Here is a 17,741-nt window from a genome sequence, read left to right on the forward strand (position 1 = left end):
ATGGACGAGATCATTCAAGTCGAGCCGCTGGCTGAACTTGGCGAACATATCGCGCGCGCGCTGGGCGAGGCGGTCGTCTCCCATGAGGTGACGTTCGGCGAGTTGACCGTGACGGTCGCATGCGACTCAATCGTCGAGGTCGCGACGTTCCTGCGCGACGATCCGTCGTGCCGGTTCATCAGCTTCATCGACGTGTGCGGGGCCGACTATCCGGAGCGCGAGCGACGCTTCGACGTGGTCTACCATTTCCTCAGCCCGCATCTCAATCAGCGTGTCCGCGTCAAGCTCGAGGCTGACGACATCGAGCCGGTGCCGAGCATCACGGGCGTGTTCCCGGGCGCCAACTGGTTTGAGCGCGAGACCTATGACCTTTACGGCGTGCTGTTCTCCGGTCATCCGGATCTGCGCCGCATCCTGACCGACTACGGCTTCGACGGGCATCCGCTGCGCAAGGACTTCCCGCTCACCGGGTTCGTCGAGGTGCGCTACGACGAGGAACGCAAGCGTGTGGTCTATCAGCCGGTCAAGCTGACGCAGGAATTCCGTTCGTTCGATTACCTGTCGCCGTGGGAAGGCACGGACTACGTGCTGCCGGGCGACGAGAAGGCGAAGCAGTAATGTCCGAAGTCGAAGTCCGCAATTTCACGCTCAATTTCGGTCCGGTGCACCCCTCCGCACACGGCGTGCTTCGTCTTATTCTGGAGCTCGACGGGGAACTGGTCGAACGGGTCGATCCGCATGTTGGGCTGCTGCACCGCGGCACCGAAAAGCTCATCGAGTATAAGACCTACCTGCAGGCCATCCCCTATTTCGACCGGCTCGATTATGTCGCGCCGATGAATCAGGAGCATGCCTTCGCGCTTGCCGTCGAGAAGCTCCTCGGCATCGAGGTGCCGCGGCGCGGTCAGCTCATCCGCGTGCTCTATTGCGAGATCGGGCGGTTGCTTGCCCACCTGATGAACGTGACGACGCAGGCGATGGACATCGGCGCGCTCACCCCGCCGCTCTGGGGGTTCGAGCAGCGCGAGAAGCTGATGGTCTTCTATGAGCGCGCTTCGGGCGCGCGCATGCACGCGGCCTATTTCCGGCCGGGCGGCGTGCACCAGGACTTGCCGCAGGCGCTGATCGACGACATCGAGGTTTTCTGCGACGAGTTTCCGAAAGCCCTCGACGACATCGACCGGCTTTTGACCGAGAACCGCATCTTCAAGCAGCGCAACGTCGACATCGGCGTGGTGCCGCTGGAGGACGCCTGGGGCTACGGTTTCTCCGGCGTCATGGTGCGCGGCTCGGGCGCGGCGTGGGACCTGCGCAAGGCCCAGCCCTACGAGTGCTACGACGAGATGGATTTTGACATTCCCGTCGGCAAGAACGGCGACTGCTACGACCGGTACCTGGTGCGCATGGAAGAGATGCGTCAGGCCAACCGGATCATGAAGCAGTGCATCGCCAAGCTGAATGCGCCGGAAGGCAAGGGCCCCGTCTCCTCGCTCGACGGCAAGGTGGTGCCGCCGAGCCGCGGCGAGATGAAGCGCTCGATGGAAGCTCTCATCCACCACTTCAAGCTCTATACCGAGGGCTACAAGGTGCCGGCCGGCGAGGTCTATGCCGCCGTTGAAGCCCCCAAGGGCGAGTTCGGCGTCTACCTGGTGTCGGATGGCACCAACAAGCCCTATCGCTGCAAGATCCGGGCTCCCGGCTTCGCCCATCTGCAGGCCATGGATTACCTCTGCAAGGGCCACATGCTGGCCGACGTTGCGGCGATCCTGGGTTCGCTCGACATCGTGTTCGGAGAGGTTGATCGCTGATGGTTGCGCGTCGCCTTGCGGAAGATTCGGTCCAGCCGGCCGAATTCGCCTTCAACAATGACAACGCCCAGTGGGCGGAAAAGCGCATCGCGCTTTACCCGGTCGGTCGGCAGCAGTCTGCGGTCATTCCGCTGCTGATGCGTGCGCAGGAGCAGGAAGGCTGGATCAGCCGCGCCGCGATCGAGAAGGTCGCCGCCATGCTCGACATGCCCTATATCCGCGTGCTCGAGGTCGCGACGTTCTATACGCAGTTCCAGCTGCAGCCGGTCGGCACGCGCGCCCACATCCAGGTGTGCGGCACGACGCCGTGCATGCTGCGCGGCGCCGAGGACCTGCGCGCCGTCTGCCAGAAGAAGATTCATCCGGAAGCGCACCATACCAACGAGGATGGCACGCTCTCCTGGGAAGAGGTCGAGTGCCTCGGGGCGTGCGTCAACGCGCCGATGGTCGCGATCTTCCAGGATACATACGAGGACCTGACGCCGGAGCGGCTCGAGGAGATCATCGACGCGTTCGCTGCCGGCAAGGGTGACACCATCAAGCCGGGCACGCAGATCGAGCGGCACAATTCGGCGGCGATTGGCGGGCGCACAAACCTGCTCGAAGAGCCGACCGCCACGCGCGAAAAGTTCGTTCCGCCCCCGGCGCCGGAAGCTCCTGCCGCACCGGCAGCCCCCGCGGCGCCTGCGCCGGCACCGACGACTGCCGCCAAGCCCAAGGATGTGACGGCGGAATCGGCTCCGGCGCTCAAGGAACCGGCCCGCAAGGGCGCCAAGGTCTCGCAGGCCAAGGCCGAGGGCGAGCGTCTGCAGGCCGATGTCGAGGCAAAGGCGAACGGCAAGCCGAATACGGCGATGCGCGAAGGGGCTGTCGGTTCCGAAGCCGAGGGCGGCAAGGTCGATACCGGCAAGGCGCCGGGCAAGCGCACGCGGGCCGTTCCCGCAGAGGGCGCGGCTTCCGCGGGCACGGCCAAGGCCCCGGTCCGCAAGGTCAAAGGCGCCGATCCCGCCGAAGTCAGCCCGTCGGCCGACAAGGGTGGCATCGCGCCACTCTTTACCGCGCCGGTCGGTCCCAAGGACGACCTGAAGCTCATCTCGGGCGTCGGCCCGGTGCTGGAAGGCAAGCTCAACGCACTCGGCATCACCAAATATGCGCAGGTCGCCGCCTTCAAGAAGGCGGACATCGCGCGTGTCGATGCCGTGCTCAACTTCCGGGGCCGGATCGAGCGCGACGAGTGGGTGAAGCAGGCCAAGGCGCTCGCCAAGGGCGGGGTCGAGGAATACCGCAAGGTGTTCGGAAAGGACCCGCGCTAAATGGCCGGCCAGAAACTCGCATTCGGCAAGCTCGCCGCCAAGGACTACGCCATGGGCGTTGCGTTCGTGGCGGTCGGCTTTGCCATCGTCTTCGGGCTGTCGAGCAGCGCCGGGTTCGAGATCGAGCCCTTCCTCCTCGTCATTGCCAGCGTCGTCGTCGGCGCGGTGGCCTGGGTCCAATACTTGCGCAAGCGGGACGATTGAACATGCTCGCCGATAAAGACCGCATCTTCACCAATCTCTACGGCCAGGGCGACTGGACGCTGGCGGGCGCGCGCAAGCGCGGCGCCTGGGCGGGCACCCGCGAGTTCATCGACCAGGGGCGCGACTGGATCACCAACGAGGTGAAGGCCTCGGGCTTGCGCGGGCGCGGCGGGGCAGGGTTCCCGACAGCGCTGAAGTGGACCTTCATGCCCAAGGTCTCGGACGGGCGCCCGCATTACCTGCTGGTCAACGCCGACGAGTCGGAGCCGGGCACCTGCAAGGATCGCGAGATCCTGCGCCACGATCCGCACCATCTGGTCGAGGGGTGCCTCTTGGCGGCCCGCGCCATGGATGCGCACCTCGCCTTCATCTATGTGCGCGGCGAGTTCATCCGCGAGCGGCAGCGCCTCGAGCATGCCGTGCAGGAGGCCTATGACGCCAAGCTGATCGGCAAGGACAACATCCACGGCTGGGACCTCGACATCATCGTCCACCACGGCGCCGGCGCCTATATCTGCGGCGAGGAAACGGCGCTGATGGAATCGCTCGAGGGCAAGAAGGGCCAGCCGCGCCTGAAGCCTCCGTTCCCCGCCGGCATGGGCGTCTACGGCAACCCGACGACGGTCAACAACGTCGAGTCGATCGCGGTGGTGCCGGAGATCCTGCGCCGTTCGGGCGCCTGGTTCGCTTCGATCGGACGCGCCAACAATACCGGCACGAAGCTCATGTGCGTTTCGGGGCACGTCAACACGCCGGCGACCTTCGAAGAGGCCATGGGCGTCACCTTCGAGGAGATCATAGAGAAGCACTGCGGCGGCATCCGCGGCGGCTGGGACAACCTGCTTGCCGTCATCCCGGGCGGGGCGTCTGTGCCCTGCGTGCCGGGCGAGAAAATCCGCAACGCGGTCATGGACTTCGACGGACTTCGTGAAGTCGGGTCTTCGCTCGGCACTGCGGCGGTCATCGTCATGGACAAGTCGACCGACATCATCCGGGCGATCTGGCGCCTCTCGGCCTTCTACAAGCACGAGAGCTGCGGCCAGTGCACGCCGTGTCGCGAGGGCACGGGCTGGATGATGCGGGTGATGGAGCGCATGGTCGAGGGGCGCGCGCAGAAGCGCGAAATCGACATGCTCTTCGAAGTGACCAAGCAGGTCGAAGGCCACACCATCTGCGCGCTCGGCGACGCGGCGGCCTGGCCGATCCAGGGGCTGATCCGTAACTTCCGCCACGTCATCGAAGAGCGGATCGACGCCTACACCTACAATTCCACGTCCGAGGGCGCCGTACCCTCGATCGCGGCGGAGTAAAGCTGATGGCTCAGATCAAAGTCGACGGCCAACTTATCGAGGTGCCGGACTATTTCACGCTGATGCAGGCGGCCGAGGCCGCGGGCGCCGAGATTCCGCGCTTCTGCTACCATGAGCGCCTTTCGGTTGCCGGCAACTGCCGCATGTGCCTCGTCGAGGTAAAGGGCGGTCCGCCCAAGCCCCAGGCCTCGTGCGCCATGTCGGTCAAGGACCTGCGTCCGGGGCCGAACGGCGAGCCGCCGGAGATGTTCACCAACACGCCCATGGTCAAGAAGGCCCGTGAAGGCGTGATGGAATTCCTGCTGATCAACCATCCGCTCGATTGCCCGATCTGCGACCAGGGCGGCGAGTGCGACCTGCAGGACCAGGCGATGGCCTACGGCGTCTCGGGCTCGCGCTATATCGAGAACAAGCGCGCCGTCGAGGACAAGTACCTGGGGCCGTTGGTCAAGACCACCATGACCCGCTGCATCCACTGCACCCGGTGCGTCCGCTTCACCACCGAGGTTGCCGGCATCTCCGAGATGGGCCTCGTCGGGCGCGGCGAGGACGCCGAGATCACCTCCTACCTCGAGCGGGCGCTGACGAGCGAATTGCAGGGCAACGTCATCGACCTCTGCCCGGTCGGTGCGCTGACCAGCAAGCCCTACGCCTTCCAGGCGCGTCCGTGGGAGCTCAACAAGACCGAATCCATCGATGTGATGGACGCCGTCGGCTCCAACATCCGCGTCGACAGCCGCGGTCGCGAGGTCATGCGGTTCCTCCCGCGCGTCAACGACGCGATCAACGAGGAGTGGATCTCGGACAAGACCCGGTTCGTCTGGGATGGGTTGAAAAGCCAGCGGCTCGACCGGCCTTATGTCCGCAAGGGCGGCAAGCTGCAGCCGGCGACCTGGGAAGAGGCGTTCGCCGCTGTCGCCGCGCGCATCAAGAAGGCCGGCAACAAGGTCGGCGCCATCGCCGGCGACCTGGCGGCCGTGGAAGAGATGTATGCGCTCAAGGCCCTCCTGGCTTCGCTGGGCTCGGGCATGACGGACGTGCGTCCGGCGATGTCCGGGATCGACCCGTCGATGCCGCGCTCGGCCTATGTCTTCAATCCCGGCATCGCGGGGATCGAGGAAGCCGACGCCATCCTCATCATCGGCGCCAATCCGCGCTGCGAGGCCGCGGTGCTCAATGCGCGCATCCGCAAGGCCTGGCGCGCCAAGAACGTGCCGATCGCCGTCATCGGCGAGGCGGCGGACCTCACCTATTCCTACGACTATCTCGGCGAAGGCTACGAGACGCTGGCGGATCTCGCCGCCGGCAAGACCAACTTCGCCGAAGTGCTCGCCAACGCAACGAAGCCGCTGGTGATCGTCGGCGAAGGCGCGGTTTCCCACTCCAAGCTCGGCAAGCAGGTCGGCCGCGACGTCATCGCGCTCGCCGCCAAGCTCGCGACTTCCGGCGCCAACATCGCTGAAGGCTGGAACGGCTTTGCGTTCCTCCACAATGCGGCGAGCCGCGTCGGTGGCCTCGACATCGGCTTTGTTCCGCATGACGGGGGCGTCTGCTCGGCCGACCAGATCGCGCTTGCCGGCAAGGGCGAACTCGACGTGCTGTTCCTCTTGGGCGCTGATGAATACGACATGGCGGCCATGGGCAAGGCCTTCGTCGTCTATATCGGCACCCACGGCGACGCGGGCGCGCACCGCGCCGACGTCATCCTGCCGGCCGCGGCCTATACCGAAAAAAGCGGCACCTACGTCAACACGGAAGGCCGGGTGCAGATGACCAACCGCGCCGTCTTCCCGCCCGGCGACGCGAAGGAAGACTGGGCGATCATCCGCGCACTTTCCGCCGTCATCGGCCAGCCCTTGCCGTTCAACTCGCTGGGCCAGCTTCGTGCGGCGATCTATGCGGAGTTCCCGCACCTGGCGCGCATCGACCAGATCGCGCCGGGCAACGTCGCCGACATCGCCAAGCTCGCGAAGGCCGCGACCAAGACCAAGTCGGCGCCGTTGGCGTCGCCGGTCAGTGACTTCTATCTCACCAATCCGATCGCGCGGGCCTCGGCCACCATGGGCGAATGCGCCGCGCTCGCTGCCGGCCAGCGGCAGGCAGCGGAGTAGGGGACGGACATGGATTTCATTCTCGCCGCGCTCGACTATCTGCTCGGCATCCCGGTCCTCGGCTGGGGGGAGCAGGTCGGCTTCATCTACAAGGCGCTGCTGCTGCTCGTCGCCCTGCTGGTCTTCACGGCCTTCATCCTGCTCGCCGACCGCAAGGTCTGGGCGGCGGTGCAGATCCGGCGCGGCCCCAACGTGGTCGGACCCTTCGGCCTGCTGCAGTCGTTCGCCGACCTTTTGAAGTTCGTCTTCAAGGAGCCGATCATTCCGGCGGGCGCCGACAAGTCGCTTTTCCTTCTTGCCCCGTTCGTCACCGCGCTGCTCTCGCTTTCGGCCTGGGCCGTGGTGCCGCTCGATGCCGGCTGGGCGCTTGCAGACATCAATGTGGGCGTCCTCTACATCTTCGCCATATCCTCGCTCGGCGTTTATGGCGTCATCATGGCCGGCTGGGCGTCGAACTCGAAGTACCCGTTCCTCGGCGCGCTGCGTTCGGCCGCGCAGATGGTCTCCTACGAGGTGTCCATCGGCTTCGTCATCGTGACCGTGCTGCTCTGCGTCGGGTCGCTGAACCTGACGCATATCGTCATGGCGCAGCAGGAAATGGGGCTCGCCCATGCCATCGGGCTGCCGTGGCTGTCGTTCCTCAACTGGTTCTGGCTGCCGCTCTTCCCGATGTTCGTCATCTTCTTCATTTCGGCGCTCGCCGAGACGAACCGCCCGCCCTTCGACCTGCCGGAAGGTGAATCCGAACTCGTCGCCGGCTTCATGGTCGAGTACTCGTCGACCCAGTACATGATGTTCATGCTGGGCGAGTACATCTCGATCCTCCTGATGTGCGCGCTGACCACGATCCTCTTCCTCGGGGGATGGGCTGCGCCGATCGACCTGCCGCCGTTCACCTGGCTGCCGGGGGCGTTCTGGTTCGTCCTCAAGCTTTCCCTGGTCTTCTTCATGTTCGCCATGACCAAGGCCATCGTTCCCCGCTACCGCTACGACCAGCTCATGCGGCTGGGCTGGAAGGTGTTCCTGCCCATTTCGCTGGTGATGATCTTCGTCGTGGCATTCGTGCTCAAGCTCACCGGCTGGGGCTGGCACGGAGGAGTCGTCTGATGCGCGCCGCCCAGTTCGTCAATTCGCTGCTCTTGAAGGAGTTCGTCTCGGCGTTCTTCCTCGCCATGCGCTACTTCTTCTCGCCGAAGCCCACCATCAACTACCCGTTCGAGAAGGGGCCGGTCAGCCCGCGCTTCCGCGGCGAGCATGCGCTGCGGCGGTACCCGAACGGGGAAGAGCGGTGCATCGCCTGCAAGCTGTGCGAAGCGATCTGCCCGGCGCAGGCCATCACCATCGAGGCGGGGCCGCGCCAGAACGACGGCACGCGCCGCACGGTCCGCTACGACATCGACATGGTCAAATGCATCTATTGCGGCTTCTGCCAGGAAGCGTGCCCGGTCGATGCGATCGTCGAAGGCCCGAACTTCGAGTTCGCCACCGAAACCCGTGAGGAGCTCTACTTCGACAAGCAGAAGCTCCTTGCCAACGGCGACCGCTGGGAGCGTGAGATCGCGGCGAACCTCGCCGCCGACGCGCCCTACCGCTAAAGAGGGAAGAGGATGACCCTTCCGCTGTTCTTTTTCTATGTGTTCTCGATCGTGGCGGTCGCCTCGGCGCTGATGGTCATCGCGTCGCGCAACCCCGTGCATTCGGTGCTCTTCCTCATCCTCACCTTCGTCAATGCGGCGGGACTGTTCCTGCTGGCGGGCGCGGAGTTCCTGGCGCTGATCCTCGTCGTCGTCTATGTGGGCGCGGTCGCGGTGTTGTTCCTCTTCGTGGTGATGATGCTCGACGTCGATTTCGCCGAGATGCGCTCGGGGATGCTGCAGTACGCGCCGGTCGGCGTGCTGGTCGGGATCGTCCTGCTGCTCGAGCTGCTGCTGGTCGCGGGCAGCTTCGCGGTCTCGCCGGAAATCGCCCGATCGGCGGTGGTGCCGATCGATGGCGGGCTCGAGAACACGCGCGCGCTCGGGCAGATCATGTATACGCGCTACGTCTACCTCTTCCAGGCGGCGGGCGCGGTGCTGCTGGTGGCCATGATCGGCGCGATCGTGCTGACGCTGCGCCACAAAGTCGGCGTCAAGCGGCAGGATCCGGCGGTGCAGGTCGGCAGGAAACGGAGCGAGACCTTGCAGGTCGTCAAGGTCAAGAGCGGGCAGGGGCTGTAAGGGGAGCATGCAAATGGGCTTGGAAATCGGGCTCGGTCACTACCTGACCGTAGCGGCAATCCTGTTCACGCTCGGCGTCTTCGGGATCTTCCTCAACCGCAAGAACGTCATCATCATCCTGATGTCGGTCGAGCTGATCCTCCTCGCGGTCAATCTCAACCTCGTGGCGTTCTCGGCGCACCTCGGGGACCTGCAGGGGCAGGTCTTCGCGCTGATGATCCTCACCGTCGCGGCGGCGGAAGCGGCCATCGGCCTTGCCATCCTCGTGATCTTCTACCGTAACCGCGGCTCTATCGCGGTCGACGACGTCAACATGATGAAGGGCTAGGGCACCCGCCATGATTCAAGCGATTGTCTTTCTGCCCCTCATCGGGGCGCTCGTCGCAGGGCTGCTCGGCCGCACCATCGGCCACCGCACCAGCGAGCTCATCACAACGGGCCTGCTGATCGTTTCGGCGGTGCTCTCGTGGGTCGTCTTCTTTCCTGTCGCCTTTGGCGACGGGCTCGCCGGTGCGGTCATCGACGAGGCGAGCCATGGCGCCGTCCTCAAGGTCGAGGTCATGCGCTGGATCCAGGTCGGCGACATGGACCTGCGCTGGATCCTGCGCGTCGACACGCTGACGGCGATCATGCTCGTCGTCGTCACGACGGTCTCGAGCCTCGTCCACGTCTACTCCATCGGCTACATGGCCGAGGATCCGCACCGCAGCCGGTTCTTCGCGTACCTGTCGCTTTTCACCTTCGCCATGCTGATGCTGGTGACGGCCGACAACTTCCTGCAGATGTTCTTCGGCTGGGAAGGCGTGGGCCTGGCGTCCTACCTGCTCATCGGCTTCTGGTATACGCGCCCGTCGGCCAATGCCGCGGCGATGAAGGCCTTCGTCGTCAACCGCGTCGGCGATTTCGGCTTCGCGCTCGGCATCTTCGCCGCCTTCATGGTGCTCGGTCACATCGACTTCGACGGCGCCTTCCATGCGGCGCCGGAAGCGGCTGGCGCGACCATCCGGTTCCTGTCGTGGGATTTCCACGCCATGACCGTCGTCTGCCTGCTGCTCTTCATGGGCGCCATGGGCAAGTCGGCGCAGTTCCTGCTCCACACCTGGTTGCCGGACGCAATGGAGGGCCCGACGCCCGTCTCTGCACTCATCCATGCCGCGACCATGGTCACGGCCGGAGTCTTCATGGTGGCGCGCCTGTCGCCGCTGTTCGAGACGTCGCAGGGCGCCCTGATGGTCGTCATCGCCATCGGCGCGATCACGGCGTTCTTTGCCGCGACCGTTGGCCTCGTCCAGAACGACATCAAGCGCGTCATCGCCTATTCGACCTGCTCGCAGCTCGGCTACATGTTCGTGGGCTTGGGAGTCGGCGCCTATTCGGCCGGCATCTTCCATCTCTTCACTCACGCTTTCTTCAAGGCGCTGCTGTTCCTCGGCGCCGGCTCGGTCATCCATGCGATGCACCACGAGCAGGACATGCGCAACATGGGTGGGCTGCGGAACAAGATTCCCGTCACCTACTGGATGATGATGATCGGCACGCTGGCGCTCACCGGCGTTGGCATTCCGGGCACGAATTTTGGTTTTGCCGGGTTCTTTTCCAAGGACGCGATCATCGAGAGCGCCTATGCCTATGGCGGCACGCTCGGCTCGTTCGCCTTCTGGATGCTGGTGATCGCCGCGCTGATGACGAGCTTCTATTCCTGGCGCCTCGTCCACCTGACATTCCATGGGTCGCCGCGTGATGCATCGCACGGTCACGCAGCGCATCCCGACCCGGCCCATGCCGCGGCCGAGACGCATGACGAGCCGCTCGATAACCATGCCGACGACCACGGCCACGGGCACCACGGCAGCGCGCACGACCATGCGCACGAGTCGCCCAACGTCATGCTGATTCCGCTCTACGTGCTGGCGGCCGGCGCGGTGCTTTCGGGCGTCGTCTTCTACGGCATGTTCTTCCACGAAGTGGAGCACATCGAGCACTTCTTCGCCGGCTCGATCTTCGTCGACCACGACATCATCGAGGCCGCGCACCACGTGCCCACCTGGGTTAAGTGGTCGGCGACCGTCGCCATGATCATCGGGTTCGTGACCGCCTGGTACATGTACATCCGCGATCCGGAAACGCCGAAGCGCCTGGCCGAGCGCAATCCGGGGCTCTACAGGTTCCTCCTCAACAAGTGGTACTTCGACGAGCTCTACGACAGGATCTTCGTCAAGCCGGCCCTCTGGATCGGGCGCGCCTTCTGGCGCGGGTTCGATGACTGGCTGATCGACGGCAAGATCACCGAGGGTCTCGGCCGCCGGGTGCAGAACATCACGTCCTGGGTCGTGCGGCTGCAGTCCGGCTATCTCTACCATTATGCCTTCGCCATGCTCATCGGCGTTGCGGCCATCCTCACCTGGGCGATCGCCGCCGGGGGACTGCTTTGATGACCTTCGAGAATTCCATCCTTTCCCTTCTCACCTTCCTGCCGCTCCTGGGAGCGGCGGCCATCCTCCTCGTGCCGGCGGGGCAGGGGAGCACCGCCAACCTGTCGCGCTGGATCGCACTCGTGACGACGCTGGTGGTGCTGGCGCTCTCGCTGGTGCTCTGGGCCGCGTTCGATCCGTCCAACCCCGGTTTCCAGTTCGTCGTCAACCACGCCTGGATCGGCGACAACATCGGCTACCGGGTAGGCGTCGACGGCATCTCGGTGCTGTTCGTGGTGCTCTCGGCCCTGCTGATGCCGATCGTCGTCATCTCGAGCTGGGATTCGGTCGAGAGCCGGGTCAAGGAATACATGGTCGTGTTCCTGGTGCTCGAGACGCTGATGATCGGCGTCTTCGTCACCCTCGACCTCGCCATGTTCTATGTGTTCTTCGAGGGCACGCTGCTGCCGATGTTCCTCATCATCGGCATCTGGGGCGGCAAGCGCCGCATCCAGGCGAGCTACAAGTTCTTCTTTTATACCTTCGTCGGCTCGGTGCTGATGCTGCTGGCCATGATGGCCATGTACTGGAACGCAGGCACGACCGATATCGTCCGCCTGCTCAACCATCCGTTCCCGCCGGAAATGCAGGTCTGGCTGTGGCTGGCGTTCTTTGCGTCCTTCGCGGTCAAGATGCCGATGTGGCCGTTCCACCGCTGGCTGCCGGAGGCGCACGTCGAGGCGCCGACTGCAGGTTCGGTGATCCTGGCGGCGATCCTCCTGAAGCTCGGCGGCTATGGGTTCCTGCGTTTCTCGCTGCCCATGTTCCCGGACGCCTCGGCCCAGTTCGCCAATTTCGTCTTCCTGCTCTCGGTCGCGGCGATCATCATCACGTCGCTCGTCGCCCTGGTGCAGGAGGACGTCAAGAAGCTCATTGCCTATTCGTCCGTCGCGCACATGGGGTTCGTCACCATGGGCATCTTCGCGGGCAATGCGCTCGGCATCCAGGGCGCGATCTTCCAGATGCTCTCGCATGGCCTGGTCTCGGGCGCGCTGTTCCTGTGCGTCGGCGTCGTCTACGACCGCATGCACACCCGCGATATCGCCGCCTATGGCGGGCTCGTCGAGCGCATGCCGCGCTACGCTTTCGCCTTCATGATTTTCACCATGGCCAATGTCGGCCTGCCGGGCACGTCCGGGTTCGTCGGTGAGTTCCTCACATTGATCGGGGTGTTCCAGATCAACACCTGGGTGGCCTTCGGTGCGGCGTCCGGGATGATCTTCTCGGCCTGCTACGCGCTCTGGCTCTATCGTCGCGTGATCTTCGGCGCGCTGACCAAGGATTCGCTCAGGGGCATCCTCGATCTCTCCTTCAAGGAGAAGGTGGTGCTCTATCCGCTGATCGTCTTGACCATCGTCTTCGGTTTCTACCCGGCGCCTATCCTCGACACGACCGCCGGCGCGGTCGATGCCCTGGTCGCCCACTATTCCGCTGCCGTCGGGCTCGAGGCTGAGCCCGTCGTCGCGGCTGCTGCCCACTAGGAGTCGCCATGAACTCGGACGTCACCAGCTTCGCGAGCCTGGCTCCAGCCTACCCCGAGATGTTCCTTGCGCTTGCGGCGCTCGTGCTGCTGCTCGTCGGCGTCGTGGTCAACAAGGAACGGTCGGTGCTCGTCACCGTCGGGGCAGTCGTCGTTCTCGCCGTTGCCGGCTTCATGGTCGTGTTCCAGGGGGCGGACGGGGTGCTGTTCAACGGCGTCTTCATTTCCGACAGCTTCTCCCGGTACATGAAGGCTCTGGTGATCGGCGGTTCCGCGCTCGCCATCGTCCTCTCGTTCTCCAACGCCACCGAGAACGGGGTGCACAAGTACGAGTATTCCGTACTGGCGCTCATGGCGACGCTCGGCATGATGACCATGGTCTCGGCCAACGACCTGATGAGCCTCTATGTCGGGCTCGAGCTGCAGTCGCTCTCGCTCTATGTCGTCGCCGCCATCAAGCGCGATGACGCGCGCGCCTCGGAAGCGGGCCTCAAGTACTTTGTGCTCGGCGCGCTCTCCTCGGGCATGCTGCTCTACGGCGCTTCGCTGATCTATGGCTTCACCGGCCACACGAACCTGCAGGAGATCGTCGTCGCCATTGCCAATGAAGGCCGCTCGATCGGCCTCATCTTCGGCGTGGTGTTCCTGCTCGCGGGCATCGCCTTCAAGATCTCGGCCGTGCCGTTCCACATGTGGACGCCGGACGTCTACGAGGGTGCCCCGACGCCGGTCACGGCGTTCTTTGCCACCGCGCCCAAGGTAGCCGCAATGGCGCTGCTGGTCCGGCTCGTCATGGACACGTTCGAGCCCATCACCCGCGACTGGCAGCAGATCATCATTTTCCTCTCCATCGCCTCGATGGTGCTCGCCGCGTTCGCCGCCATCGGGCAGCGCTCGCTCAAGCGCCTCATCGCCTACTCGTCGATCGGTCACGTGGGTTTCGCGCTCGTCGGACTCTCCTCGGGCACTGCTGCGGGCATCGAGGGGGTCTCCATCTATATGGCGATCTACATCACCATGACCGTCGGGCTCTTTGCCTGCCTGCTGTCGCTGAGGACCGTCGACGGATATGTCGAGAACATCGACGATCTGGCAGGCCTTTCCAAGGAACGGCCGTTCGTCGCCGCCATCATGGCGATCCTGATGTTCTCGCTGATCGGCCTGCCGCCGCTTGCCGGGTTCTTCGCCAAGTGGCACGTGTTCCTCGCGGCCATCGAGGCGCAGCTCTTCGTGCTGGCGGTGATTGGCGTTCTGGCCTCGGCGGTCTCGGCCTTCTATTACCTGCGGGTCGTCAAGGTCATGTACTTCGATGAGCCGGTGGCGCGCTTCCAGGCCGTGCCGGGCGAGCTCAACGTCATCATGGCCGTTACGGGCTTTCTGCTGGTCACCTACTACTTCACCGTAGGCAGCCCGTTGGCGAGCCTCGCTCACACGGCTGCAGGAAGCCTGCTCTAGGTGCCCGAGTTCATCCTCGGTGCGAAGGCCCGCGCCGCCGGCTACCGGCTGGTGGGCTACGACAGCATCGGGTCGACCAACAACGAGGCGCTCGCTGCCGCGGCGGCGGGCGACCCCGGCGGGCTCTGGTTCGCCGCGCTGCAGCAGACGTCGGGCCGGGGGCGGCGCGGCCGCCCGTGGGCATCGCCCTACGGGAACCTCGCTGCGACGCTGCTCATCGTGCCGGACGCCGATGCGGCGGCGACCGCGACGCTCGGGTTCGTTGCAGGCGTCGCGCTCAACCGGGCGCTCGGCGCTGTGCTGCCGGGGGCGGCGGTACGTATAGGAATAGATGGTGCGGACGGCGTTTCCGGCGGAAGGGCGGCACGTATCGCGCTCAAATGGCCGAACGACGTGCTGGCGGACGGCTCCAAGCTCGCCGGCATCCTGCTCGAGGCGCAGAAGCTCGCCGACGGCCGGCATGCCATCGCCGTCGGCTTCGGCGTCAACGCCGTCGCTTCGCCCAAGGATGTGCCGTACCCGGCGACCAGCCTTGCCGAGCTTGGCGTCGAGCGCTCGGCGGCGGATGTGTTCGAGGCCCTTTCTGACGCCTGGGTCGATGTGTTCGGCCTCTGGCGCGACGGGCGTGGGATTGCGGATGTGCTCGCGCACTGGCGCGCGGCGGCGGCCGGCATCGGGGCACCGGTCGCGGTCAGCCATCAGGGCGAGGTGCTGCGCGGCATTTTTGAAACGATAGACGACGACGGGCGCCTGGTTGTGCGCGCCGCCGACGACCGGCGCATCGCCATCACGGCGGGCGACGTCCATTTTGGGGCAACGGCCAGCGCCCGGAGCTGACCGACGACAGAGTGCAGAACTGCGGCGGATGGGGGAGTCGCCCCGGCCGCGTCTGCCCGTATTGGGAATGACATTATGGCAAAGACACAGCAGGACGAGCTGGTCTTCGTGCCCCTTGGGGGCGTGGGTGAAATCGGCATGAACATGGGGGCCTACGGGTTCGGCCCCGAGCGTGCGCGCAAATGGATCGTGGTCGACTGCGGCGTCACCTTCGGGGACCCGAGCCTGCCGGGCATCGAGCTGATCATGGCCAACCCGGAGTTTCTCGAGGACCGGATGGACGACGTGCTGGCGCTCGTCCTGACCCACAGCCACGAGGACCACTACGGGGCAACCCTCGACCTTTGGCCGGCGTTCGACAAGCCGGTGTTCGCCACCCCGTTCACCGCCGCGATGCTGGCGGCCAAGCGCGCCGGGGACGGAATCGTCGAGAACGTCGACGTGACGATCATGCGGCCGGGCAAGCCCTTTACCATCGGGCCGTTCACCATCGAGGCGATCAACGTCGCCCATTCGATCCCGGAATCGAACAGCCTGCTGATCACCACGCCCATCGGGCGGGTGCTGCATACGGGCGACTGGAAGCTCGACCCGACGCCCGTCGCCTCTCCGCCGACCGATATCGCGAGGCTCGAGCGCATCGGCAGCGAGAGCGATCTGCCGCTGGCGCTCATCTGCGATTCGACCAATGCGATGAAGGATGGCGAGAGCCCGTCGGAGGCCGACATCGCCGCAACGCTTGCCGGCATGATCGCCGAAGCGCCGCACCGGGTGGCGCTGACCACCTTCGCCTCCAATGTGGGCCGGGTGATCTCGATCGTGCGGGCCGCGCAGAAGGCCGGGCGCGAGGTGGTGATGTCCGGGCGCTCGCTCCACCGCATCATGGGGATCGCGCAGGAACTCGGCATGCTCGAGGGCTTGCCGAAGCTGCATGACCAGGACGCCTACAGATCGGTGCCCCGCGACAAGTGCGTGCTCATCTGCACCGGCAGCCAGGGCGAGCCGCGTGCGGCGATCGCCCGCATTGCGCGCGGCGAGCATCCGGTTATCGATCTCAACGCGGGCGACCGGGTGATCTTCTCCTCCTGGGCCATTCCCGGCAACGAGCGCGAGGTCATCGACATCCAGAACATGCTTATCGACCGGGGCATCGATGTCGTCACGCAGAAGGACGGTCTGGTGCACGTCACCGGCCATCCCCGTCGCGACGAGCTGCGCCGGCTCTATTCCTGGGTCAAGCCGCAGGTGCTGGTGCCGGTCCACGGCGAGGCGATGCACCTGCAGGCGCATGCAAAGCTCGGGCGCGAGGAAGGCATTCCCGACGTGATCGAGGCGCGTAACGGCGATCTCGTGCGGCTTTTTCCCGAGCCGATGGCGTTCCCGGCCGAGGTGCGCGCCGGCGAGCTCTACCTCGACGGACTGGTGCTCTGCACCCCGGAGGAGAGCGGGGTCAAGGGGCGCCGGCGGCTCTCGTTCGGCGGCCACGTGGTGCTCTCGCTCTGCGTCAACCGCAATGGGGACGTGGTCTCGGGCCCGGACCTCATGATCGAAGGGCTGCCCGAGACCGAGGACGAGTCGCTGAGCGAGCTCGTCGAGGAAACGATCGCGGGCACGCTGAAGAGCGTACCGCCCAAGCGCCGGGCCGACCCGACGGTGCTGCAGTCGGCCCTGTTCAAGGCCATCCGCGGCGAGGTCAACGCGTATTGGGGCCGCAAGCCGAACGTCACCGTCTTCGTACACAGGGTTTGATTTCGCTTCATGCAGATCGGTTCGATCATCGCGATCTATTTCGTCGTCTGGTGGCTGTGCCTCTTCATGGTCCTGCCGTTCAAGGTGCACAACCAGATCGATGAGGGCAGGGTGGTGCCGGGAACGGAGCCCGGCGCGCCCGCGCTGCTGCGCCTGTGGCCGAAGCTTCTCGCGACGACGATACTTGCCTGCGTGCTGACGGCCCTGGTCTTCTGGGGCCTCTCCAACCCGACGCTGCGCGAGTACTGGTCCTAGGACCTTTTCTTCGGCGTTTTTGGCTTCGGCAACGCGTGCCGCCACGCCATCTCGAGGGCGGCGCGCAGCTCATCCTCATCCACCGCGGAGAGCGTCAGCGTCGTCCAGCCCTGCTTGCCCCAGGCATTCGGAACCGGGGCGAACGCGGCAGGCGCCATCATCACCTTGAACTCCTGCTCGTCGGGCGTGAAGGCGAGGTTGACGGTCAACCCGTCCGCGGCAAGCGTTGCGTAGATGCGTGCGACGCGAAAGGCGGTCCGCTCGAAGTGCGGCGCCTGCACCGTCCCTTCGAGATCCTGAGCTATCCGCTTGAGATCGTTGGCGTTCGCCATGGTCCTCCCCACCATTACTTTCGGGGCCGGAAACAAAAAAGCAGGGCATGAAAGCCCTGCTTGATTGAGTTGCGCGACAATACGTTGGTCTTAGGCCAGCTATGCAGCGGCGGCCAACGCTCCTCCCTTGACGTTGTCGGCGTCCGGCGGTTTGGAACCACCTTCGTGTTATTGCGCGCGACCCTAACAACATGTCGTGA

General features: G+C 65.2%; 17 protein-coding genes. 16 read left to right on the top strand and 1 reads right to left on the bottom strand.

Going from position 1 to position 17,741, the window contains the following annotated elements; translation table 11 throughout:
- The 16 genes from VE25_RS18335 (at window position 1) to VE25_RS18410 (ending at window position 17,209) form a co-directional block, all read left to right on the top strand.
- Window positions 1-618, top strand: coding sequence for an NADH-quinone oxidoreductase subunit C (locus tag VE25_RS18335; protein WP_046110109.1), 618 nt, complete (start codon window positions 1-3; stop codon window positions 616-618).
- Window positions 618-1,808, top strand: coding sequence for an NADH-quinone oxidoreductase subunit D (locus VE25_RS18340; RefSeq protein ID WP_046110110.1), 1,191 nt, complete (start codon window positions 618-620; stop codon window positions 1,806-1,808). Before VE25_RS18335 ends, VE25_RS18340 begins: the two co-directional genes overlap by 1 nt.
- Complete coding sequence (nuoE, locus tag VE25_RS18345) at window positions 1,808-3,121, top strand: NADH-quinone oxidoreductase subunit NuoE (protein WP_046110111.1); 1,314 nt, start codon at window positions 1,808-1,810, stop codon at window positions 3,119-3,121. The genes VE25_RS18340 and nuoE overlap by 1 nt, the downstream gene beginning before the upstream one ends.
- Window positions 3,122-3,325, top strand: a complete 204-nt coding sequence (locus tag VE25_RS18350; protein ID WP_046110112.1) for a hypothetical protein — start codon at window positions 3,122-3,124, stop codon at window positions 3,323-3,325.
- A 2-nt stretch (window positions 3,326-3,327) separates the two neighbouring features.
- The gene (gene nuoF / locus VE25_RS18355) at window positions 3,328-4,635 is read left to right on the top strand and encodes an NADH-quinone oxidoreductase subunit NuoF (protein ID WP_046110113.1); all 1,308 of its coding nucleotides are present in this window, start codon (window positions 3,328-3,330) and stop codon (window positions 4,633-4,635) included.
- Between the two features lie 5 nt (window positions 4,636-4,640).
- Entirely contained in the window at window positions 4,641-6,746 is a 2,106-nt protein-coding gene (gene nuoG / locus VE25_RS18360) for an NADH-quinone oxidoreductase subunit NuoG (RefSeq protein ID WP_046110114.1), read from the top strand.
- A gap of 9 nt (window positions 6,747-6,755) precedes the next feature.
- The gene (gene nuoH / locus VE25_RS18365) at window positions 6,756-7,853 is read left to right on the top strand and encodes an NADH-quinone oxidoreductase subunit NuoH (protein WP_046110115.1); all 1,098 of its coding nucleotides are present in this window, start codon (window positions 6,756-6,758) and stop codon (window positions 7,851-7,853) included.
- A complete protein-coding gene (gene nuoI, locus VE25_RS18370) occupies window positions 7,853-8,341 on the top strand; it encodes an NADH-quinone oxidoreductase subunit NuoI (protein ID WP_046110116.1) in 489 nt (162 codons plus the stop codon). The genes nuoH and nuoI overlap by 1 nt, the downstream gene beginning before the upstream one ends.
- Window positions 8,342-8,353: 12 nt before the next feature.
- A complete protein-coding gene (locus VE25_RS18375; RefSeq protein WP_046110117.1) occupies window positions 8,354-8,962 on the top strand; it encodes an NADH-quinone oxidoreductase subunit J in 609 nt (202 codons plus the stop codon).
- 19 nt (window positions 8,963-8,981) lie between these two features.
- Entirely contained in the window at window positions 8,982-9,290 is a 309-nt protein-coding gene (nuoK, locus tag VE25_RS18380; RefSeq protein ID WP_046110172.1) for an NADH-quinone oxidoreductase subunit NuoK, read from the top strand.
- 10 nt (window positions 9,291-9,300) lie between these two features.
- Entirely contained in the window at window positions 9,301-11,394 is a 2,094-nt protein-coding gene (gene nuoL / locus VE25_RS18385; protein WP_046110118.1) for an NADH-quinone oxidoreductase subunit L, read from the top strand.
- The gene (locus tag VE25_RS18390) at window positions 11,394-12,914 is read left to right on the top strand and encodes an NADH-quinone oxidoreductase subunit M (RefSeq protein ID WP_046110119.1); all 1,521 of its coding nucleotides are present in this window, start codon (window positions 11,394-11,396) and stop codon (window positions 12,912-12,914) included. Before nuoL ends, VE25_RS18390 begins: the two co-directional genes overlap by 1 nt.
- Before the next feature lie 8 nt (window positions 12,915-12,922).
- Entirely contained in the window at window positions 12,923-14,368 is a 1,446-nt protein-coding gene (nuoN, locus tag VE25_RS18395) for an NADH-quinone oxidoreductase subunit NuoN (RefSeq protein ID WP_046110120.1), read from the top strand.
- Window positions 14,369-15,205: a biotin--[acetyl-CoA-carboxylase] ligase gene (locus VE25_RS18400; protein WP_046110121.1), complete on the top strand. Its 837-nt coding sequence runs from the start codon at window positions 14,369-14,371 to the stop codon at window positions 15,203-15,205.
- Window positions 15,206-15,280: 75 nt separating this feature from the next.
- A complete protein-coding gene (locus VE25_RS18405) occupies window positions 15,281-16,954 on the top strand; it encodes a ribonuclease J (protein WP_046110122.1) in 1,674 nt (557 codons plus the stop codon).
- Between the two features lie 9 nt (window positions 16,955-16,963).
- Complete coding sequence (locus VE25_RS18410; RefSeq protein ID WP_046110123.1) at window positions 16,964-17,209, top strand: DUF1467 family protein; 246 nt, start codon at window positions 16,964-16,966, stop codon at window positions 17,207-17,209.
- Here VE25_RS18410 and VE25_RS18415 read toward each other — a convergent pair.
- Window positions 17,206-17,541: an MmcQ/YjbR family DNA-binding protein gene (locus VE25_RS18415; protein WP_046110124.1), complete on the bottom strand. Its 336-nt coding sequence runs from the start codon at window positions 17,539-17,541 to the stop codon at window positions 17,206-17,208. The genes VE25_RS18410 and VE25_RS18415 overlap by 4 nt on opposite strands.
- Window positions 17,542-17,741 lie beyond the last annotated feature (200 nt).

The sequence above is a fragment of the Devosia geojensis genome (genome assembly GCF_000969415.1).
GTDB classification, from domain to species: Bacteria; Pseudomonadota; Alphaproteobacteria; order Rhizobiales; family Devosiaceae; genus Devosia; species Devosia geojensis.